Genomic DNA, 20866 nt, shown 5'->3' with positions numbered 1-20866 from the left:
GCCGATGCTGTCCCTGGGCAGCCCTGTGCCGTAGACTGCATCCCTCCCACGTACCGACGCCCGCCTGTAGTGATCACGCCACCCTGACCCTTGCCGCACATCGGCAGCCGGCCCGCCCGGCTCAGGAATCCCGTGTCTTTCACTGCAGCGCCATGCGGCCACGCCCGCGTGCGCGCGGAGTTTTCCCATGCAAATGTCCTACCCCCTGCGCCAGCAATGGCTCGGCAACATCCGTGGCGACCTGCTGTCCGGCATCGTCGTCGCCCTGGCCCTGATTCCCGAGGCCATCGCCTTCTCGCTCATCGCCGGCGTCGACCCCAAGGTCGGCCTGTATGCCGCGTTCTCCATTGCCGTCATCACTGCCATCGCTGGCGGCCGCCCCGGCATGATCTCCGCCGCCACCGGCGCGATGGCGCTGCTGATGGTCGATCTGGTCAAGGACCACGGCCTGCAGTACCTGTTCGCCGCCAGCATCCTGGCGGGCCTGCTGCAGGTGCTCGCGGGCGTGTTCAAGCTCGGCTCGCTGATGCGTTTCGTCTCGCGCTCGGTCATCACCGGTTTCGTCAACGCACTGGCGATCCTGATCTTCCTGGCGCAGCTGCCCGAGCTGGTCGGACGAGGTCCCACCGTCTACGTGCTGTGCGCTGCCGCGCTGGCGATCATCTACCTGCTGCCGCGCCTTACCCGTGCCGTACCGTCGCCGCTGGTGGCCATCGTTGTACTCACCGCGGTGGTGGTCGGTTTCGGTGTGGACGTGCGCAGCGTCGGCGACATGGGCCAGCTGCCCGACAGCCTGCCGCATTTCCTCCTGCCCGACGTGCCGCTCACCTGGGAGACGCTGCGCATCCTGCTGCCGGTGTCGGCCACGCTGGCCGTGGTCGGCCTGCTCGAATCGATGATGACCCTGCAGATTGTCGAGGACATCACCGAGACGCCCAGCGAACGCAATCGCGAATGCGTCGGCCAGGGCGTGGCGAACACGGTTACCGGCTTCCTCGGTGGCATGGCCGGTTGCGCGATGATCGGTCAGTCGGTGATCAACGTGACCACCGGTGGCCGCGGCCGCCTGTCCTGCCTGGTGGCCGGCGTGTTCCTGCTGGTACTGGTGGTGTACGGCAGCGATCTGGTGCGGCAGATTCCGATGGCCGCGCTGGTGGCGGTGATGATCATGGTCAGCATCGGCACCTTCAGCTGGCGCTCGCTGCGCGACCTGCGCACGCACCCGCGAAGCTCTTCTGCGGTGATGCTGTTGACCGTGGTGGTCACCGTGGCCACCCACGATCTGGCAAAGGGTGTGCTCAGCGGCGTGCTGCTGTCAGCGCTGTTCTTCGCACGCAAGGTCGGCCGCATGCTGGACGTGCAGCGCGAAGACGCCGGTGACACGCAGATCTACCGCGTGCGTGGGCAGGTGTTCTTTGCCTCGGCCGGCCAGCTGGGCGCGGTGTTCGATTACCAGCACGTGGCGCCGAAGGTGCAGATTGATCTGCGCGATGCCCACTTGTGGGACCTGACCGCCGTGGCCGCGCTGGAGCGCGCGCAGGAAAAACTGGCCGCGCATGGGGCCGAGGTGACGGTGGTGGGGCTGAACGCCGCCAGCCAGACCCTCATCGAACAGGTGGGTGGCACGCGCAGCGCGCACTGAAGCGGCCCCGTGGCCCGGGTAGCGCCGGGCCATGCCCGGCGAATGAAGCGGTCGCGGTCAGGCCTTGCCGGCCTGCACGATCAGATGCACCCCAAGCGCCGACAGCACACGTTGCACGGTATCGAAGCGTGGGTGTGCTCCGGGGCGCAGCGCCTTGTACAGGCTCTCGCGCCCAAGACCGGAGACCTCGGCAACGCCGCCCATGCCGCGGGCGCGCGCCACTGTTCCGAGTGCCTCTTGGAAGTGGCCCGCATCACCTGCTGCCAACGCCTCGCTTAGATAGGTGGCGATTGCGACGTCATCATCCAGATAGTCTGCGGGATCGAAGGGAATCGTCTTCAGCTTGCTCATGGGGAGAGTCCTGGGAACGGCATGAAATCAAATGGTGGCTATAGCAGCTCCGCGAGCCTGACCGCTTTTTCGATATCGCGACGCTGGCTCGACTTGTCGCCACCGTGCAGGAGCACGACGATGGATCTCCCGCGACGTGTGAAATACACGCGATACCCCGGCCCATGGTTGATTCGCAGTTCGCTCACGCCATGACCCACTGATCGAACATCTCCCTGGAGACCACGAGCGACGCGCTGCAGGCGCTCCACGATCACGCCGCGGGCCCTGCTGTCGTTGAGTCCGCGCAGCCATCGCGTGATTCATCCATCGTATCCATAAGGATACATGGTTCAATCGGCATCCGCGACGATCATCGACGCACCGTGCTCGACGCCACTGGTCTGCCTCAGGCCGACGACGGGGCGGGCGCGAATGACGACAGCAGGCCCGTGGGCCTGCATTCCTTACGCCATCATGGCCCGTGTACCGTGCTGCTGGGTCTGCTGGTCGATCTTCTGCTGCTCGCGCTGTTGATCGCTTACCTCCAACGCCCGCTCGCTGTTTTCCTGCACGCTCTGGCGCATGGCGTCAGCGGTGGAGACGGGCGCGGTATTGCGGTTCAGCGCACTTTCGTCGTGCAGCGCGTTGGCCTGCACCGCACGCGCCATCGAGCCATCCTGGTTCAGCTCAACGCGATCGATCCGATACAGGCCGGCACGGGTGGCTTCCACGGTGAGCGCCGCGGCCAGCTTCTCGCTGTGCTCACCGGAGGACAGTCCACGCGCTTCCTCGGCAAACTTCACCTGCACCAGGGTCTCGGTGTACAGCCAGTTCTGCGGGCTGCGCGGGTCGGACATCGGGTACACCGTTTCGCGTGCTGGCTCGGCTGCCGCCTGCTGTTCCGGCGTGTTGCCCTGTACCTGCGCACGCTGCTGCACTTCATTGGCCAGCGCCTGGCGGGTTTCCGCATCGGCAATGCCGGTGGCAGGCAGGCCGTGCTGCTGTTGGAAGGCGTTGATCGCATGGCGGCTGCCGCCGCCCAGATAGCCATCGCTGCCGATGGCCTGGCCCTTGGCATCGGTCAGCCCCAGCGCGGCCAGGTTGCCCTGGAGTTCACGCACGTCGCGGTCGATCGCGGCCAGCGTGGCCGGCCCGGCCTTGCCGTCCACCGGGTCCAGAGTGTGCGCGCGCTGGAAGTCTTCCACCGCCTTGCGGGTGGTGGCATCGAAGCGCCGGTCCGGGTTCAGCGTCTGCTGGCCGTCAGCGCTGGCATAGCCCAGCGTTACCAGATTGCTTTCCAGCTTCAGCACGTCACGGCCGCTGGAACCTTCCTTCAATGTCTGCGAACCGGTCTGCTGGCGTGGCGCGCCGATCTGGCCCAGCGCCACCTGGATGTCGGCATCGTTGCGCTCGCCGGCCGGCGAGTAGTCGCGGCTGCTGACCTTGGCGTGGGCACGGTCCATCGCCTCCTTGTTGCTGGCGTAGGCGTCTTCGTAGCGCACGGCGATGTCACCGGCCTTGGGCGCATCGAAGTACTGGTAGGTCTCGCGGATCTGCCCGGCCTTCGCGCGCAGTGCCTCGTAGTCACCGCCGTCAGCCAGCACCTTCTCCAGCTTCGGCAGCTGGCTGGGCAGCTGGTTGGCGGTCTTGGCGATCAGGCTGATCGCTTCGAAGCGGTTTTCCTCGGCGATGTTGCTGCCGTGGGTGTCCACCATCGTCATGCCTATCTGGGTGGCGTTGCGCACCTGCGGGTAGTCGATGTTGGCGTGGATCCACTGCTTGCCCTCGTCCGAACCGGCCCAGGCGTTGATGCTGTCACGCGTGTTGGTGTCGATGAACTGGATCGAGCTGCGCCCGCTGAGGCCATTGCCGTGGCTGAGCAGGTCGCGGCGCAGGTCGGCATGGTCCTGGGTAAAGGGCAGGTTGTGCGCCTTGGCGTAGGCGCTGGCCTGATCGATCACCGCGTCGACGTAGGTCGTCTCGCCCGGTTTCAGGGCATGGCCATCGATGGCGCCCAGTGCCCACTGGCCACGCTGGCCGAAGTCGACCTGGATCGCGCCCAGGCTGTAACCACTGTTCTGCGCGACCCGGCTGACCGTGCCCCAGTGTGGTTCGCTTACGCCCTGGGTGATGCCGGCGATGGCCAGATGGTAGGAGGCCGGGCCGCCCTCGGTGCCGCGGCCGACCGCGAAATACACCGCGCCGGAGGTGGCATCGAGATTGTGGGTATCGATGTTGGTAGGCATGTCTTACGTCCTTGTGCAGCGGGGAGGGGGGCCCTCCTGTGGGTCAGTCCAGCAGCTGGAGATACTTCTGCAGCTGGTCGGCACGCGCGCTCAGGCGCATCACGTCGTTCATTTCGCCCTGCAGGTTGCCCGGCTGCGAATCGTCATAGAGCGCGGTATCCAGTTCGCCGTCGCGGCTGCGCGACTGCAGCCAAGCGCGCTGGGCATTGACCAGCTTGGTCTTCTTCGCGCCGTTCAGTCTGGCCTGCAACTGCTTGTACGCCTGGTTCAGGCGCTGGTCCTGGCGGGCGCTCTCCGAGGTCAGGCAGGCGGCCTGCTCGATCGCGCCCTGCGCGTTGTCCTTGCAGGCGGTGAACGCCGCGCTCAGACCGCTGGCAGCCGGTGCTGCGGTTGCCGTGCCGATGGCCAGGGCGGCAACCGCCAGCGCGGCGGCGAGGGTCCTGCTCATACGCTTGTGCTGCATCATCTGCTCCACTCGTCCAATCCATTGCGAGCCTTGGACTATAGCGGCGCCAATATTTCGTCGTCGTCAACAAATCGCGACAACTGTGACCGGTTGCTCGTCATTGCGGACGGGCCCCGGGCCGGTGTGCCGCAGGGGTCTCCGGGCGCCACCCGCCGCCATTCAGCCACCCGGTGTAAACTATTGATCTCACTGGCAATGCCAGTCTCCACGATCAATGTCCCGATGACGTCCGCCACCGCCCGTTACGCCGATTCCCTGCGCCTGTCCGTTGCCCCGATGATGGATCGGAGCGACAGCCAATCAGGACAAGGCCTTCGCGGTGGTTGGTACAACATTGGTGCTCAGGAAAATTCGTGGACGTGAGTTCACCCCAAGGAAGAGAGGAAAGTAGTGAACAGGATTACGGTTGTTGAAGTACCAGATCTGGTATGCACGGACGATGCCGAGCGAGACAGGGAGATCGAGGAATGGTTGCTTGCGAACAAGGAAAAATGGTCGCACGCACTGGATCTTGAAACCGACTACATCGATTCGCGCGCCGCCCATGCGGGAGACGAGATCGAGGATATTGACGTTGTCGCAGGAGACATCACGGTCAATTACACCGTTAGTTATTCCATCTACTACGGCTGCGATGACATGGATGTAAATGATGACGATCCGCGCGTTATTGGCGGGGAGTATTCCGATGGCAAGATCACGTTCGAAACGCCGCCGCCCCCGGAACCTCGCTATCCGAACGAGGAACTGTGATTAAGCGCCAGCGTCCAGTTTGACAGTACTAGAGAGGGCCATCTAGGGTGGCCCTCTCTGGCTGTTTATGCAGCATGTGCTTTTCGCTGGTCATCCCACCAGCTGGCGACGTCTCGCGTGTCGTACACGTCGCCTACCCGTGGCGGCAGCAAGCCGGCTGTGTGCTTGTTGGCCATCGTTTTGATCTTCGCGGTTGGGAAGTAGGTCATCCGTAGTTGCTCGATGGTCATCGTTGCCCCGAATTGGCCATAGAGCAGCCAGAATGTGCCGAACCCGTGTGGCGTCATACGTCACCACCTGCCAACCGCAGCCCCAGCTGCACCACATTGCTGCCGGCGGCAGGTGCGGATGACACGACTGGCTGCAGACCGTGTTTGAAGGGGCTGTGATCGGTCAGGTATTCACAGGAGACGTCACGCTGACTCTCGCCAGCGGCAGCTCGACTGAACGCGCATGCCAAAGAATTTCGAAGTCGCCCTTCAGCTCTGGACGCTTAGCATCGCGACTCCTCATCGCTTGGCACCTGTACGTAGTTCTTGGGCATGCGGAACCTGCGCTAGCGATGGATGCCGCAGTGTCATTAGTGCTCTTTGGGATCTGCATGGCTCTCGGTGCCCCAAGAGTGCAGGGGCGATGAATTGTTGCGGGAGAGAAAGCTAAGCTCTACGCAAGGAAGAACCGAACTTTCGGTAATTGAGGGAATTGGAGAATTGAGATGAGAGAACAGTTCATAGGCTACTTCGATCCCAAGCCGGAGAATGTCTCCAGACTATGGAAGACAGCATTGATCTCCTTGGACACCAACGTCCTGCTGGGGTTGTACAGAATGCCGTCGAAGTCGAGGGGGGAGATGATCGACCTACTGCGATCAGTAAAGGAACGTCTATGGGTTCCCTATCATGTGCTCGTTGAGTATCACGCGAATCGTCTGGACGTTCTAAGGGAAGAGCACCAGAATGCCACCAAGTTGGAGAAGGACTTTCGAAGCGCATTCCAGCAATTCAAGGCGGTTGTGAAGGCCGAGGCGAATGAGCGGCGCGAATGCTGGGCGGAGGTTAGCAAGCAACTCGCTGAGATTGAGAAGAACGTAAATAGGCTGTTTGAAGCTGCGAAAGTTGAGGGGACGCATTACATTGCGCCCAATCAGAAGGACACCATTCGTGACTTTATCGAGGAATTGTTGACTGGCCGAGTTGGTGAGCGACCTGCAAATCAAGAAGCACTGAATGCAGACGAAGAGGAAGCTGCCAAGAGGTTTGCCAATGGAATTGGTCCAGGCTTCAGGGATGAAAAAAAGGCCGGCGAGAAGCGGTTAATGGATGGCCTAATCTACGATCGACAGTACGGCGACTACATGGTCTGGTCTCAGCTCTTGAAACGCTGCATGGACGAGAATGTGCGAGCCGTCATCTTTGTCACTTCTGACGTGAAAGAAGACTGGTGGCTGGAAACAAAGTCCATCTCTGGTAAGCGGCCGCAGCCGGAGCTAGTGATGGAGATGTCACGAGTGGCAAATGTCAAAAATTTCGAAATGCACACATTCGCCCAGTTTGCAGACTCCGCAAGACAACATCTGCAGGCGAAGGTGCAACAGTCCACAATCGAAGATGCCCAGAAGGCAGAGGAGGAACTGAGGAAAGAATACAGAGTATCAGTTCGAAAGGAGTTTGAAACGCTGAAGCGATCATTAGAAAAAGTCGGTTACCGGACCGGCAAAACGACAGCGAAGATGCTGTCGAACACGAGCGCTGACGTAGCAGAAATCTTGCGTCATGTAAGTAAGGTTCCACTCGATGCTGGAGCAGAAGGAGGTGTGGGCATTTCGTTCGACGACGAGGGCCAACCCGCAGCAGCTCTCGTGTTGACGCTAACATCATTCGTAATGGATGAACGAGGTTCAATTGGCCCGTTGCTTTCCCAGCTTGCCCCCTATGACCTATCGGGGGGTGTCGATATCTATTTTCTGACGCGGGGCGGGAGCACATCATCGGCCCCAGCTTCAACGCACTTTGGGGATCATGTGAGATCAGTAGTACGTGAGTTCGATTCAACCGTAGTGAACGTGAGAGTGTGGATTGGTGGCTCAGATTCGAAGAGTGGCGCTGCCATGCGATTCAATCTGGTTTAGGTAAGGAGCGTTCCAATTCCAGTGCCGTGGAAAAGCCACCACCGCCATTGATGGTATGGGTGGCCTTGGCCACCAGCCAGTCAGTGCCATCAATTTCTGCCTTGAAGCCGCTGACGTTTACCGTCTGCTCCGGGTAGATATCGGCGCGTCCAACGGCGAGCCGATAGCTCAGCTGCGCGGTGCCTCGGTCCAGTCGCTTGAACTCGGCCTCGGCGTGCTGCCTTGCTTCGTCTGCGGTGGCATACGTCGCCTGCAGCTTCTTCTCGTTGTCGGACGTGCCCACCAGCACGCCCGTGCGGCGCGCTGCCTTGCGATCACCCCAGTAGGCACGAACGCCGGTGAACTTCTCACGGTCGGCGACGCTGTAGCGGTGCTGGTCACCCGATGCCCGCGTGATCTGCACGCCAGGCAGCGGCTGGCCGCTGGCTGTGGTGCCTGACCGAAGCCGCGGCCGGCAGTGGTGGCGCCCTGCAGCTGCTCGCTGGTGGCCTTGAAGGGGGTGAACAGCTTCTGCACCCACGCCCAGGCTCTGCCCATGGCATCTGACACCTGCGCCCACACCGGCCCCAGCGGTTCCAGCGCGGTCATCAGCTCGGCCATGATCGGGTTGACCACGTCCACCACGCCCTGCCACACGCCGATTATGAACGCCTTGATCGGCTCCCAGTATTTCCACACCAGCGCGGCGACCACCGCCACAGCGGCGCCAATGGCCAGCACCGGCAGGCTGATACCGCCGAGCATCGGTAGCAGCATGCGGCCGACATTGAGCAGCATGGGGAAGGCCCGGCCGCCCAGCGACAGCACCTGGCCAACCAGTCGGCCGATGCCCCCGCCACCGCTGAGCAGCATCACACCTTTGTGGATCTGCGCCAGCGCCATGGCACCCACGCCGCCAGCAACCAGCAAGCCGCCTAGCGCGGTAGCCAGGGCGGTACCGCCGATGGCCAGCTTGGCGATGGTGGCCACCAGCTGCGGGTTCTTCGATGTCCAATCGGCCATGCGGTCGGCGACCTTGGCCACACGCGCGGCCAGTTCCTTGACCGTCGGCAGCAGGGTCTTGCCCAGCCGCTGGGAAAGTACCGTGGCGCTGTTTCTGAGCAGCAGGCCGTTCTCTGCCGTACCCACGCGCGCGGCATACTCGGCGTTCATCGAACCGCCGTACTTCTGTTCGTCGGCGACCTTGCCGAAGTTCTCTTTCAACAGATCGAGGTTAGTCAGCAGTGGTGCGATCGCACCGATCGACTCACGGCCAAACAGCTGCGTCATCGTCGCTGCCTGCTCGGCCTTGGGCAGCTTCTTGAGCTTCTCCAGAACGTCGAGGATGGCGCCGTCGGCATCCTTCTGCATGGCCTGCGCCAGGTCACTGGTGCTGAGGCCCAGCTTCTTGAACGATTCCACCTGTCGCTTCGTGGCCGCATCGCCCGAGGACAGCGTAAGCAGCATGTTCTTGATGCCGGTGGCCGACACTTCCGATTCGATGCCCATGCCGGCGACGGTGGCGCCCAGCGCGGCCAGCGGGCCGCTTCCGAGGCCGGCCACCTCGCCCAGCGCACCGATGCGGTTCACCACCTCGCTGATCTTTTGGACGCTGGCCGGGCCGGTATTGCCCAGGTAGTTGATCTTGTCGGCCAGCACGACCACGTCGTCCTGACCCATGCGGAATGCAGTCCGCCACGTGGCCATCGTCTGGCCGGCATCTTCTGCGGTGGTGTCGAAGGCCACGGCCATCTTCGCTGCGTCTTCGCCGAACCGCACCAGCTCGTTGCTGGCAATGCCGGCCTGGCCGGCGGCCGCGACGATCTTGGAAATCTCGACAGGCAGCATCGGGAGGCGCCGCGATAGCTCCTCGACGTCCCTACCCATCTTCACGAAGCCGTCCGGCGTGTCGAAGTCCACCACCTTTTTCACATCGGCCATGGCCGACTCGAAGCTCATGGCCTTTCCGGCCAGAACGTGCCGGCAGTGAAGTTGGATTGCTTGGCGGCGGGCGATTCGTTGGCAACAAAGCTGCTCATGGTGGCCTCGTAGGTCGCCGGTGGTCGGGGCGTCACACCAAGGGAGAGATGTCTTGGTGATCGGCCCCGAACCGGCGGGGTTGCGGGGTACGCTCGGTGTGAAGTCAGCCTTTGGACTGGCTGGCCTCTAACTTCTTCATCAGGCGCTCGGCGCGCTTGAGGTCTTCCTTGCCGCCGCAGCTGTCATGCAGTCGGATGGCTTCGCGCAGATCCTCGACCGCCTGACCAACGTCCTCTGCGTTCGGCGGTGTCTCTTCGCTGCCGGGGGGCAGCAGGCAGCGAGCGCGGGCCAGCAGCAGCCGGGCGCGGACCTGATCGGGCATGTCGTGGCCTTTGGTCACTACGACAGCCCGATTCAGCACGCCCAGGTCGAACGCCGCACCCGTCTTCAACGCGTTGAGCGCGGCGATGCCGATTTCCTCAGCAACGACGCAGCCGGCGGTGCGCTCGAATCGGTCGGGCATCGTCAGGCCATGCGCCAGCACGTAGGCGGCAATGTCCAGCGCCGCTTCGTACAAGCCTGCGTCGATGTTCCACAGCATCAGCGTGGACACCACGTCATCTTGGCCACCCGCATCGGCGGCGAGGACACCCTCGATGTACGCATCGTAGGTCGGCAGCAGCGCGGCCTTAAGTTGGCCCTTGGCCTTGCTCAACTGGATCTGTTTCAGTCGAGCGCGGTAGGTGCCCAGCTGCAGCAGGGTCTGCTGATAGATCGGCGTGCCCTCCATCAGATTGCCGCCTGCCGTGCGCTTGGCCGCTTCTTCGGTCTCCACGCGCTGCAGGTGCCGCTTCGCGGGACTGTCGGCCATGGCCTCGTGCCGCAGAACAGCGGCGGGTTCGGCTCCATCCGCGAGGCGGCGACCGTGTGGACTGCGATGGAGCTATCACCACTGCAGACGCGGCTGACCGCGCTCAACGAATGGCTGGGCGATGATGTGATCCGCTTCAACCCTTTCGAGCTGGTAGACCACGTCCTGACCGCCCGTAGGCCGTAGCCCGCGGGTGGGGCAGGTGTTCGCTTGCTGGCCAAGGCAGTGCTATGGGCCGACATAAGCTTGGCCCGCACCTAGCTAGCGTTCGTCCAGACTCCGGTCGAGCTTTTCAATCTCCTGGCGCATCTTTTTGAAGTAATACTCTTCCGACAGATTTCCGAAAACGCGGAACGCTTCAGCTTTCTTGGCTGGATCTGGTGCATCGAGGTCGAGTGCTCTTCTGTTCATCTCCTGCGTTATCGCGTCAGCAGCCTCATCCATAACCTCTGGCATGCTCCTTGTGAGCATGCTGTTGTACTGTCGAAGTGCCGATGCGGTCAGGTGCGAACGAATTTGTGTAGTTCGGTCCGACAGGCGCGAACTCCACAGAAGTTCAGTGATTCCGGCACTAGCGGGGATCCCTCCGAGCATCAAAATGATGAATTGGACTATTGATGCGCTACTCATCATATGATCGGCCAGGGCAGGTGATCGACTTCTAACGTGCCTGATCAGTTGCTTGTCCGCAGAGACAAAGACTGAACGGTGACCGCGCTCAACATCGTCCTCTAGAATTCGAATTTGATGGACGTCATGCTCAATTAGGATTGCGGTCTTTCCGCGAGCAAGGTCGCTTGAATAGGCTTTCTGAAGATAGAGGCTAATGTCATTCCACAGGGTGTCCCTCCTCGGAGGGTCGCAAATTTCGAAGCCTTTGGCTGAAAGCCACCGGAACAGGTCGCTCTCGGTTTTATAGTTTGCAAATTCGTCGAAATATTGGTCCAGAGTGCAGTCTGGGTGCGATTCAAGGTGGTGAGCGAATCCAGCTATGTACACGTTCGAATTGGCGGGGCCGTGAAACATTGCCGCGTTCATTGCGGCGCCACGTGCATCCTCGCCGAGACGGTCATAGAAATCGGATGCTTGACGTTTATGGCTAATTATCTCGTTTAGATAACCCTTGCAGATCTTTAGTGAGATCGAATAGGCGCCTTCATGGGCGGCGGATTTCAATCTGCGGATGGTGTCGTTGTATGTGACGTGCAGTGGGTGGCCATAGACGCACGCAGGAAGGATTACGCTCGCGTCGAAGTAAATGGTGCGTGGAAGTGTTGCGCTTTGAAGGAGAGTAGTGTTTGGTAGGTTAAAGGCCATTTCAAGGCCAAAACTCACCATTCCAAGTTCCATCAATAGCTTAGACTCGTCAGCGGCGGGTCGTTGGAACATGATGGTAAGAACTCTCTCAAGACGCTCTCGATCGAGTGCATTCGGGCAGATGTCGAATTCTTCGATCAGTGTGGATATCGAGATAGGCTCTGGTGGAATTTTTTCGGCGAACGCCGCACCTAGGTCCCATCCTCTGGAGCGGACGATGTGCTCAAAGAGCTCCGGCAGCTTCTCTTGGATTGAGGCAGGGATTGTCCAGGCTTCTGTCACCATCGCTCGGTCTACCACTGACTCGGAGAGTCGACCAATTGCAGTGGCGAGTGTGTCGTTGCTCTTTGCCGGAGTAGACCAGACATATCCCTTGCCTCGCCCGCCCTCGATGGGAACTCTTTTGCAGAGATCGTCGGCGACCAAGGAATTGAGGGCAAGATCAACTATCTCCGCCGCACCTTGCTTAATTCCTAGTGCATCTGTAAGTCGCTCTCTTATTTTGCCTATCGCTAACGGTTTCGGATAGCTGTCCTGCAGAAGATAAGAGACAATTCCTTCCCCCAAGGCGTCCTTCAGTGCGCTGTTAGAACTCTTGGCTTTGAGTCGAGTGAAGCATGCGGCCAAATACTTTTTTGTTAGCTCTAATGGCGCGTTCGAAGCCTTGATCGACTTTGTTGCTGGTTGGAACTCTGCTATCGAACTCCAAAGATCGGCGTGGTACCCGCTCGGTGAGTACGCAATTACCTCAATGTTCAAAGCGCTCGCCTTGGCGAGGAACTCAGAGTTTATGTCGTCGGGGACGAGGGCCATGTGCCTGCCTGGGCTGGACGCACCGAAGCGCCGCTCTAGCTCGGTCATGATATGGCGAATTGCTGGGTCGTAGAACGAAAATCCTATGAAAAGTACATTTCGCTGGGTGAAGTTGACGCTTAATAAATCCCAGTAATGGGGGTCATCAAGAAGACGCCTGAAGTCGTTTTCACTAAGGACGATGGATTCATAAACCTCCATTCCGCCGTGTATGCGCGTTATGTGGAAGTCCTCAGACCAGACAGCGTTGGGCAGGCCAGAATCCCCATACCTGTATTCAACAGCGGCGGCCTGATGAGCGATCGCGTACGCGTCGTGTAGCACTCTGTCAAAATTTGTCGTCAAGCACGACCGAAATGGAAGCCGAATCAGAGGTACCAGTTCTTTAGCAAGGCCGCCTTTCAGAGACGCTCGGATGGAAGCGGCTCGGTCGTTGGCAGTCATACGGTGGTATGCCTGAATGTATCCAGCGGCAGAGGTCAGTTGGTTTTGCGCAATTGCGTCTGATACCAAGTTGTGGAAGGCGGGGTCCGTCAGCCTGACGGGTTCAACCATCTTCCGTAAAAGACTCGACCAAATTGGCAGGCCAGCTTGAACCGACACACCTGCCCCTGCAAAAAGCACGGGGTGTGCTGCATTCGCGAAGAAGCGCTCGAGCGCGCCCACTACTTCCTTGCTCATCTTCCTTCCAGTAGGCCGGCTTGTTCGCGCGATCTTAACATCAGCGAAAGAACGTTCGCGGCAGGGCGGTGGTCGATGCTGGACTGCGGTGGTTCCCAATGTCTATCTGCTGGTGGTTCGGCACTCGTCTCCCCGCCACGCCTGCGCACTTCATAGGGTGCTTTTTCTGCATTCCCTGCGGAACGGCCCAGCCTCGGCCCTGTATGGCGTTCTCCGGGATTCCTAGGCACTGGCTGGCCCTGCGGTTCCCTGCGCGACAGGGGGTGTTTGCGGGGCGCCCGGTGCCTCCTCTGGCTACCTTCGGCCGTCGCCGATTTTTCAGGTGACCACGGGAAGGAGGTAACCAGGTAACGCGCGGCGCCAAACGACAGGTGAGTGCTTGATAGGAGAGAGAAAAGGAAGGTTACCTTTTGGGGTGGTCTGAGGTAATTTCCTGGCGCCGACAAAGTAATGTCATTAATTTAAAAGGAGATTTTTGATCGCTGATGTTGCCTCTGGAAAAGGTAATGGGGTTACTCACAGGTTGCCCTATTGTTACCTTTATATATTTCATATAAAGCATTGATTCTATTGTTGAATTTGAGTGGTCTTCCGGGGTGGTTACCTTTATTGCCTCTTTCCCGTGGTCACCTCAAAATTTGCATTCAATCGCGTGTAAGGGGGCCATCAGCATCCCCGCCGCCGCACACGCTCACGCCTGCAGCCCGCTCCCTTGTCGCAGCGTTTGCGACGCCCGGCCGTATCCTGCCCGTCATGCCGCTGCCCCCCGACTTCTACTGGACGACGCGCTCTGCCAGCCTCCCCAACGATGCCCCCACAGTCATCGCTTGCAGCGGCGTGTGGGTGGTTTCGATGGCGCAACGGGTGGGCGACGGGATCTGGATCGCCAGTCTTGACCGACACCGGCATGGCCCCGGCGGGCCGTTCCCCTGGTGTACCAGCTACGAGCAGGGCCGCGCCGGCGCCGAGATATGGGTGACCAGGCACGAGGCGCGGTTGCGCGAGGATGTGGCCAAGATCAGTGCATACCGGGAGGCGGTACGTGCGAACCGGTTGGCCGGGCTGCACCTCAAGCCACCGTTCGGCTGGGAGGGGTAAGCGCTTGCCGGCAGTCGCTCAGCCGACCGGCTGCAGCAGCTGCTCGGTGTTGTTGCGCGGGGTGTTCACGGCTCGGCTGACGCGATACGCCTCCATCCCGGGCACATCGGACGCCAAGAGCATGGCCATCGCGTCCTGCGGCTCAGCGGTGAGCCACGCATCGAGCTGGCCAGGGTCGATCCAGACAGGCATCCGGTCGTGGATATCGGCCGACACACGGCTACAGCCGCCGGTGATGATGGTGAAGGTGCCCAGGTTGTCGTCGGCCAGCAAAGGGCTTGCGTCCTCCCGCAGTCCTGTAGCCCATAGGGGACCGTCGGCGTGGATGAACCATGGGTCTTTCTTCCCGTCCACGTCGCTGGTCGACCACTCGTAGTAGCCGGCCATCGGGACCAAGCATCTGCGCTTCTTGAACGCGGCCCTGAAGCTGTTCTTGGTGGCCACCGTCTCAATGCGGGGATTGATGGTGGAAGCCTGCAGGTTTTTGGCCTTGGCCCAAAACGGCAACAGGCCCCACGCGAGCAGGGACACCTGCCGGCCTGTTCCCCGATCGAGGATGACCGACGCCTGTTGTGTGGGCGCCACGTTGTAGCTGGGTGGGATCTCGGTCAGCGCCGGCGCGAGGTCGACCAGCGACGGCAGGCCGAAGTCGAGTACGGGACGTTGGACGAAGCGACCACACATGCGGCCAGACTATCGCTCATCAATGTGGGCGGAGCGTATACGGAAGACTAGCCAGTCGGCTCTGCGTTCATTTCATTGCCGGCCGGAGCTGCCTACCTAGCCGCATCCTGACACCGGCATGATCCAACTCGACCATGTGCACGTCGGCATGGGGAGGGGTAAGGCTTACCAGCGCTGCCGTCAGGGCTTCCGATGCGCGGCTACCGATAAGAACGCGCGTGAGCATACCGTTTGCCTTCACGTATTCGTCGGCGCTAATAAAGCGCCATTCCTGCTCGTACTCCCAATGCTTGGTTTTTCTGCCGAGTATCTCTTCCACCGTGGGATCTGAGAGCAACCCGGTGGCGATCTCGGGTAGCGCTTCGAGGTACTCGACACGGTGGAGGCCTGCGTGTGCCTCATCAACCTCAAATTCAAACGCGACACCGCGAGAGCTGTCGCCATAGAGTGCCCACATTCGCACGTCCTGCCATGCAGTGGTCAGGCTGCAGACGCGGCTCGGCTTCTCCGCCAGTACGTCCATCTCCTCAATTGCTGCGTACACCGGCATCGGGATGGTCACATTGAAAGTGGCCTTTCCCATCGTTAGGCCTCCAAGTAAGAAGTTGCGATTGATTAGCGTTTGAAACTGCCCTTCAAAAGGGTCATTGAGGTCACGATACTTCGCGCAGTAGAGCCGCTCGTTCATTGCAATATCGAGCGTGTAGAGCGCGTCCCCGCCACCCTTGAACTTGTACAGTTTCATTGTTCCTCGCTCTCGACTTCCGTGTGATCCGGCCTAGTTGGGACGCGGTGCAGCGACTCAGGACGCAGTTGTGTGTATCGCTTTAGCTCGTTCCATGACCTATGGAGAGTAACCGCAGCGACTTCGGGAATATCGTAGCCCTGTTCGAACAGCCGCGATTTGGCTTCGTGCCGCAGATCGTGGAAGCACAGATCCAATACTCCGAGCTTGCTGCAGGCGCGAGTAAACGCTGTCCCGACAGATTTCGAGTTGAAGGGGAAGATCCGGTCCTCCCCAGCGATCCGCGGCTGGCGCTGCACCAGGTCCCAGGACTCGCCAAGTAAGGGGAATATGCGGTGGTTACCGACCTTGGCTCGGGGGTGCTTCGCATCCCTCAGCATAGCGGTGCGGTTAGTGGCGTCGAGGTCCGACCACTGCAGCCGCGTGATTTCGCTTTCACGCTTCGCCGTGAGGATGGCGAAGGTGACGATATCGCTCATGGGAATAGTGGCCCGCCATTCTGCGGCTGCGAAGTGGGCGTGCAGCCGCTGTAGCTCCCCGGTCGTCGGGCGGCGGTCACGCTGCTTGGACTTCCCGACCAACTTCAACAGTCGCAGAACGGGGCGGGCTTCGGCCACCGGGTCGCTTGCCAGCTTCACGCCCTTCATTGGACCAGCCAGCTTCAGCAGCTCGGACAGGAATCCCAGCTCGACGTTCATGGTTGCGGCCGAACAACAGGGGATAATGTGCCCCTTGGCGTTCATGTGATCGCCTTGAACGCGCCGGCGGGCGTGCTCGATCACATCGTTGGCCGTCAGGTGCCTGGCCACGATGGTGCCCAGCCCTTCACGGAGTCGGGTCAGGTTACCGGTCTGGGTCGCGCCCGCAGCTTTCACCGAGGCCAGATCCTCGATCCGCCAGCTGATCAGCTGCTCGATGGTCAGGTTCTCTCCGGGAGTGCCGCCTCTGGCCTCGTAATCTGCGAGCTCGCGCTCGATGCGGTCGCCCCAGGTCTTCGCGGCAGTCTTGGTGGGGAAGGTCTTGCTCTGCGTCGGATGACCCTTTCGACGCACAATGGCGCGCCAGCGGCCGTTGCGCGGTTGTAGCGTTGCCATCGGTGTACCAGCTCCCGGTGTACCACGTTCCTGTTGGTACGCGGATGGTACAGATGAATGGGAATCAGCGGGAAAAACTAGGAAGAATCGGGCGCTTCTGTGTACCAATCGACAATGGTAAGTGTATGAAAATATTGAAAACTGAGGAAATTCGCCTGTCCGTTGCCCCGATGATGGACTGGACCGACCGCCACTGCCGCGTGTTCCATCGCGTGCTGGCGCCAGGCGCGCGCCTGTACACGGAAATGGTGCACGCCAACGCCGTCATCCACGGCGACCGCGAGCGGCTGCTTGGCTTCGACCGCAGCGAACAGCCGCTGGCGCTGCAGCTGGGTGGCAGTGATCCGGCGCTGCTGGCGCAGGCCGCACGTATCGCTGCCGAGTGGGGCTATGACGAGGTCAACCTCAACTGCGGTTGCCCGTCCGACCGCGTGCAGGCCGGGCGTTTTGGCGCCTGCCTGATGCGCGAGCCGCTGCTGGTGGCCGAGTGCGTGGCGGCCATGGTCGACGCGGTTGATATCCCGGTGACGGTGAAGTGTCGCCTGGGCGTGGACGAGGACAACGACTACGACGTGTTTGCCGGCTTCGTTGACCGCCAGGTTGCTGCCGGTGCGGCGATGGTGGTGGTGCATGCGCGCAACGCGTGGCTGAAAGGCTTGTCGCCGAAGGAGAACCGCGAGGTTCCGCCGCTGAAGTACGACTGGGCCTACCGCCTGAAGCAGGAGCGCCCGGCACTGCCGGTGGTGATCAACGGTGGCCTGGCCAGCATCGAGGCGGTGCAGGCGCAGGCCGCGCACGTCGATGGCGTGATGCTGGGCCGCGCGGCGTACCACGACCCCTATCTGCTGCATCAGCTGGAGGCGCTGCATACCGGCGCCCCGCTGCAGGCCCGTGGCGCCCTGCTGCGCGCGATGCGCCCCTATATCGAGGCGCGGCTGGTCGAAGGCCTGGCGCTGAAGCACATCACCCGCCACCTGCTCGGCCTGTTCCACGGCCAGCCCGGTGGCCGCGCGTTCCGGCAGGTGCTGAGCGAGGGCGCACACCGCCCGGGCGCCGATTGGCGCTTGATCGAACAGGCGCTCGCGGTCACCGAACGCGCATCTGATCGCGCCGTAGTGTGACCGAAGTCACATTCCTGACTTGACAAGGCGCGGCGATTCGGCCCGAATGTTCACTTAGCTGAACAACTTGGAGTTGGAGCCGGAAAAGTTCAGACCGGATTCACCGCTGTAAACCAAGAATTTGCAAAAGATTTGTAAAACGCTGGGTTTCGAACCCGGCGCCGGATTTACGACTTTTGAACGAATCGCCGTGCTCGGCTAGGATCGCACTGATGTCTTCCGCTCCCTTCCATCGCCGCATTGCCCTGGCCACCTGCGTGGTCCTGTCGGCTGTGCCGCTGTCTTCGGCGCTGGCCCAACAGCCGCCGCGCGGCGACCAGGGGCGGGCGGAGATGATGGAGCGGGGCGAGCGGGGTGGCCGCGGCGACGAGCGTTCGCTGTCCGATGCCGTGCGCCGCGTGCAGCGCACCACCGGCGGTCACATCCTCGGCGCCGAGCGCGTGCCGTTCGATGGTCGTGATATCAACCGGGTGAAGTACATGGACGATCGGGGCCGGGTCCGCTACATGGACGACCCCGCCCCGTCGCGTTCACAGCCGCGCACGCCGCGGTCGGATATGTCATCACTACGCGGCGATAACCCCTGAACAGGGATAGTTGTCGCTATCAACCCGTACCCCACAGGCCTCCGGGCCACACCCAGGACACTAGGGAGAGTTCATGCGTATCCTTCTGGTCGAAGACGAAGCCCCGCTGCGTGAGACCCTGGCAGCCCGGCTCAAGCGCGAAGGCTTTGCCGTCGATGCTGCGCAGGACGGCGAGGAAGGCCTCTACATGGGGCGCGAAGTTCCGTTCGATGTCGGCATCATCGACCTCGGCCTGCCCAAGATGTCGGGCATGGAGCTGATCAAGGCCCTGCGTGACGAAGGCAAGAAGTTCCCGGTGCTGATCCTGACCGCGCGTTCGAGCTGGCAGGACAAGGTCGAAGGCCTGAAGCAGGGCGCCGACGACTACTTGGTCAAGCCGTTCCACGTCGAAGAGCTGCTGGCCCGCGTCAACGCGCTGCTGCGCCGCGCTGCTGGCTGGAGCAAGCCGACGCTGGAATGCGGTCCGGTTGCCCTGGACCTCGCTGCCCAGACCGTCAGCGTGGCCGGCAGCAATGTCGACCTGACCAGCTACGAGTACAAGGTGCTGGAGTACCTGATGATGCACGCCGGTGAACTGGTCTCCAAGGCCGACCTCACCGAGCACATCTACCAGCAGGACTTCGACCGCGACTCGAACGTGCTGGAGGTCTTCATCGGCCGCCTGCGCAAGAAGCTGGACCCGGATGGCGAACTGAAGCCGATCGAGACCGTGCGCGGCCGCGGCTACCGTTTCGCGATTCCGCGCAACGAGGGCTGAGCCGGCTCACCCTGGCGATAACACGATGTCCGGCCGTCTGTGGTTCTTCCGACGCTGGCGGCCGCGCTCCCTGCAGGCGCGCCAGATGCTCGCCGCGTCCGTGGGTCTGGTCGCGTTCCTGGCGCTGGCCGGTTACGCGCTCGACGCCGCCTTCGCCGATACGGCGAAGGCAAACCTGCGTGAGCGCCTGAAGAACTACGCCACCGCCTACGCGGCCGGCATCGACTTCACCCGCGACCGCTCGCTGTACATCCGCGAGCAGCCGCCGGATTCGCGCTTCGATGTGCCGGGCAGTGGCCTGTACCTGCAGGTGGTGATGCCGCACGGCAAGGGCAATTCCATGTCTGCCGAAGGCCCGATGCTGCCCACCGTCGGCGGCGGCCTGCTGGCACCGCGCCAGGAAGTGTTCGAGGGCCCGCTGCCGATGATCCAGATCGACGGCAGCCAGGGCTCGGTGTACCGCTATGGCTTGGGCCTGGTGTGGGACGCCGATGCGGACCCCGCTACCGAATTTCCGTACACCATCTACGTGATGGAAGACTCGCGCGCGCTGGGCGCGCAGCTGCGCGTGTTCCGCGGCCGGGTCTGGTTCTATCTGGGCGGCATCGGCCTGATCCTGCTGCTGTTGCAGACCGTAATCCTGCAGTGGAGTCTGCGGCCCCTGCGCCGCGTGATCACCGAGCTGACCAAGGTGCAGCGCGGCGAAACTGCGCGCATGAGCGAGCGCCACCCGCGCGAGCTGGAACCGCTGACCGACAGCATCAACGCCTTCATTGAAAGTGAGCGCGAGAACCTCGAGCGCCAGCGCAATACCCTGGCCGATCTGGCGCACAGCCTGAAGACACCCATTGCGGTGCTGCGCACGCAGATGGACAGCGGCGCCGGCGATGGCGCGCTGCGCGAGGAGCTGGACGTGCAGCTGCAGCGCATGAACAACCTGGTCTCCTACCAGCTGGCACGTGCTGCGTCGTCGGGCCACAAGCTGTTCTCCGCGCCGCTGCCGATCGAATCCAACGCCGAGGAAATCGTGCGTGGCCTGGAAAAGGTCTACGCGTCCAAGGGCGTGCTGTGCGAATTCGACATCGACCCGGCGGCGCGCTTCCATGGCGAACCGGGCGACCTGCAGGAACTGCTCGGCAACCTGCTGGAAAATGCCTTCAAGTGGGCCAACCGCCGCGTGCTGCTGACCGCACAGCCGCTGCCGGCACCGAACGCGCGTCGCGCCGGCCTGCTGCTGGCGGTGGACGACGATGGCCCGGGCATCGCCCCGGACGACATCGGCAAGGTGCTGCAGCGTGGCGTGCGTGGCGACGAGCGCGTACAGGGCCACGGCATCGGCCTGTCGATCGTGCAGGACCTCATCAAGGATTACCGCGGTGAACTGACCGTAGGTCGCTCCGAAGAACTGGGCGGCGCCCGTTTCGAAGTGCGCCTGCCGCCGGGGCCGTAGGCCGCGCGCTCCCGTTCGCCGGGCATCGCCTGGCGCAATAACGCATGGTGTTCCGGTAGTGCCGGCCGCTGGCCGGCAACCTCATGATCTTCGATGGCATTGCCAGGTTGCCGGCCAGCGG

The 20866-nt window shown here is 61.9% G+C and carries 17 protein-coding genes and 2 pseudogenes; 8 read left to right on the top strand and 11 right to left on the bottom strand.

Features of this window, described 5'->3' with window-relative positions; all coding sequences use genetic code 11:
• Positions 1 to 187 precede the first annotated feature (187 nt).
• A complete protein-coding gene (locus ABR323_RS08575; RefSeq protein WP_439448975.1) occupies positions 188 to 1642 on the top strand; it encodes a SulP family inorganic anion transporter in 1455 nt (484 codons plus the stop codon).
• Between the two features lie 57 nt (positions 1643 to 1699).
• On the opposite strand, the gene ABR323_RS08570 is transcribed toward ABR323_RS08575, so the two are convergent.
• The 4 genes from ABR323_RS08570 to ABR323_RS08555 all read right to left on the bottom strand — a co-directional run bounded on the left by ABR323_RS08570 (position 1700) and on the right by ABR323_RS08555 (position 4669).
• Positions 1700 to 1993 carry an addiction module antidote protein gene (locus ABR323_RS08570; RefSeq protein ID WP_135271983.1) on the bottom strand — a complete coding sequence of 98 codons (294 nt, stop codon included), beginning with the start codon at positions 1991 to 1993 and terminating at the stop codon, positions 1700 to 1702.
• 38 nt (positions 1994 to 2031) lie between these two features.
• On the bottom strand, positions 2032 to 2295 hold the full coding sequence (locus ABR323_RS08565; RefSeq protein ID WP_439449172.1) for a type II toxin-antitoxin system RelE/ParE family toxin: 264 nt from the start codon (positions 2293 to 2295) through the stop codon (positions 2032 to 2034).
• Between the two features lie 144 nt (positions 2296 to 2439).
• Positions 2440 to 4221 (bottom strand): peptidoglycan-binding protein, encoded by a 1782-nt coding sequence (locus ABR323_RS08560; RefSeq protein WP_439448974.1) that lies wholly within the window; start codon positions 4219 to 4221, stop codon positions 2440 to 2442.
• A gap of 43 nt (positions 4222 to 4264) precedes the next feature.
• The gene (locus ABR323_RS08555) at positions 4265 to 4669 is read right to left on the bottom strand and encodes a lysozyme inhibitor LprI family protein (RefSeq protein ID WP_439448973.1); all 405 of its coding nucleotides are present in this window, start codon (positions 4667 to 4669) and stop codon (positions 4265 to 4267) included.
• Between the two features lie 408 nt (positions 4670 to 5077).
• On the opposite strand from ABR323_RS08555, the gene ABR323_RS08550 reads away from it, so the two are divergent.
• Complete coding sequence (locus ABR323_RS08550; protein ID WP_439448972.1) at positions 5078 to 5440, top strand: hypothetical protein; 363 nt, start codon at positions 5078 to 5080, stop codon at positions 5438 to 5440.
• 715 nt (positions 5441 to 6155) lie between these two features.
• Positions 6156 to 7568 (top strand): PIN-like domain-containing protein, encoded by a 1413-nt coding sequence (locus tag ABR323_RS08545; protein WP_439448971.1) that lies wholly within the window; start codon positions 6156 to 6158, stop codon positions 7566 to 7568.
• Here ABR323_RS08545 and ABR323_RS08540 read toward each other — a convergent pair.
• From ABR323_RS08540 to ABR323_RS08525, 4 genes and pseudogenes are all read right to left on the bottom strand, one after another.
• A pseudogene (locus ABR323_RS08540) lies at positions 7555 to 8007 on the bottom strand (phage late control D family protein); the annotation flags it as partial. The gene ABR323_RS08545 and the pseudogene ABR323_RS08540 sit on opposite strands and share 14 nt — an antisense overlap.
• A pseudogene (locus ABR323_RS08535) lies at positions 8004 to 9512 on the bottom strand (phage tail tape measure protein); the annotation flags it as partial. The pseudogenes ABR323_RS08540 and ABR323_RS08535, both read right to left, overlap by 4 nt.
• Positions 9513 to 9690: 178 nt before the next feature.
• Positions 9691 to 10398, bottom strand: a complete 708-nt coding sequence (gpM, locus tag ABR323_RS08530; RefSeq protein WP_439448970.1) for a phage terminase small subunit — start codon at positions 10396 to 10398, stop codon at positions 9691 to 9693.
• A 261-nt stretch (positions 10399 to 10659) separates the two neighbouring features.
• Complete coding sequence (locus tag ABR323_RS08525) at positions 10660 to 13209, bottom strand: SIR2 family NAD-dependent protein deacylase (RefSeq protein WP_439448969.1); 2550 nt, start codon at positions 13207 to 13209, stop codon at positions 10660 to 10662.
• A 753-nt stretch (positions 13210 to 13962) separates the two neighbouring features.
• Here ABR323_RS08525 and ABR323_RS08520 point away from each other — a divergent pair.
• Positions 13963 to 14307 (top strand): hypothetical protein, encoded by a 345-nt coding sequence (locus ABR323_RS08520; RefSeq protein WP_439448968.1) that lies wholly within the window; start codon positions 13963 to 13965, stop codon positions 14305 to 14307.
• An 18-nt stretch (positions 14308 to 14325) separates the two neighbouring features.
• Here the strand turns inward: ABR323_RS08520 and ABR323_RS08515 are convergent, their stop codons facing one another.
• The 3 genes from ABR323_RS08515 to ABR323_RS08505 all read right to left on the bottom strand — a co-directional run bounded on the left by ABR323_RS08515 (position 14326) and on the right by ABR323_RS08505 (position 16830).
• Complete coding sequence (locus tag ABR323_RS08515; RefSeq protein WP_439448967.1) at positions 14326 to 14991, bottom strand: SOS response-associated peptidase; 666 nt, start codon at positions 14989 to 14991, stop codon at positions 14326 to 14328.
• A 67-nt stretch (positions 14992 to 15058) separates the two neighbouring features.
• Complete coding sequence (locus ABR323_RS08510; RefSeq protein WP_439448966.1) at positions 15059 to 15736, bottom strand: DUF2971 domain-containing protein; 678 nt, start codon at positions 15734 to 15736, stop codon at positions 15059 to 15061.
• Positions 15733 to 16830 (bottom strand): site-specific integrase, encoded by a 1098-nt coding sequence (locus ABR323_RS08505; protein ID WP_439448965.1) that lies wholly within the window; start codon positions 16828 to 16830, stop codon positions 15733 to 15735. Before ABR323_RS08505 ends, ABR323_RS08510 begins: the two co-directional genes overlap by 4 nt.
• 125 nt (positions 16831 to 16955) lie before the next feature.
• Between ABR323_RS08505 and dusA the strand changes: the two genes are divergently transcribed.
• The 4 genes from dusA (at position 16956) to ABR323_RS08485 (ending at position 20745) form a co-directional block, all read left to right on the top strand.
• A complete protein-coding gene (dusA, locus tag ABR323_RS08500; protein ID WP_439448964.1) occupies positions 16956 to 17951 on the top strand; it encodes a tRNA dihydrouridine(20/20a) synthase DusA in 996 nt (331 codons plus the stop codon).
• A gap of 212 nt (positions 17952 to 18163) precedes the next feature.
• The gene (locus tag ABR323_RS08495) at positions 18164 to 18538 is read left to right on the top strand and encodes a hypothetical protein (RefSeq protein WP_032128191.1); all 375 of its coding nucleotides are present in this window, start codon (positions 18164 to 18166) and stop codon (positions 18536 to 18538) included.
• Positions 18539 to 18611: 73 nt separating this feature from the next.
• Positions 18612 to 19295: a response regulator transcription factor gene (locus ABR323_RS08490; RefSeq protein ID WP_004136763.1), complete on the top strand. Its 684-nt coding sequence runs from the start codon at positions 18612 to 18614 to the stop codon at positions 19293 to 19295.
• A 25-nt stretch (positions 19296 to 19320) separates the two neighbouring features.
• Positions 19321 to 20745 (top strand): ATP-binding protein, encoded by a 1425-nt coding sequence (locus ABR323_RS08485; protein WP_135271988.1) that lies wholly within the window; start codon positions 19321 to 19323, stop codon positions 20743 to 20745.
• The last annotated feature ends 121 nt before the right edge of the window (positions 20746 to 20866 follow it).

Source organism: Stenotrophomonas sp. ATs4 (assembly GCF_051861585.1).
Lineage (GTDB): Bacteria > Pseudomonadota > Gammaproteobacteria > Xanthomonadales > Xanthomonadaceae > Stenotrophomonas > Stenotrophomonas maltophilia_AS.
The sequence above is the reverse complement of the archived record's forward strand: the minus strand, read 5'-3'. Positions and strand labels throughout refer to the sequence as shown.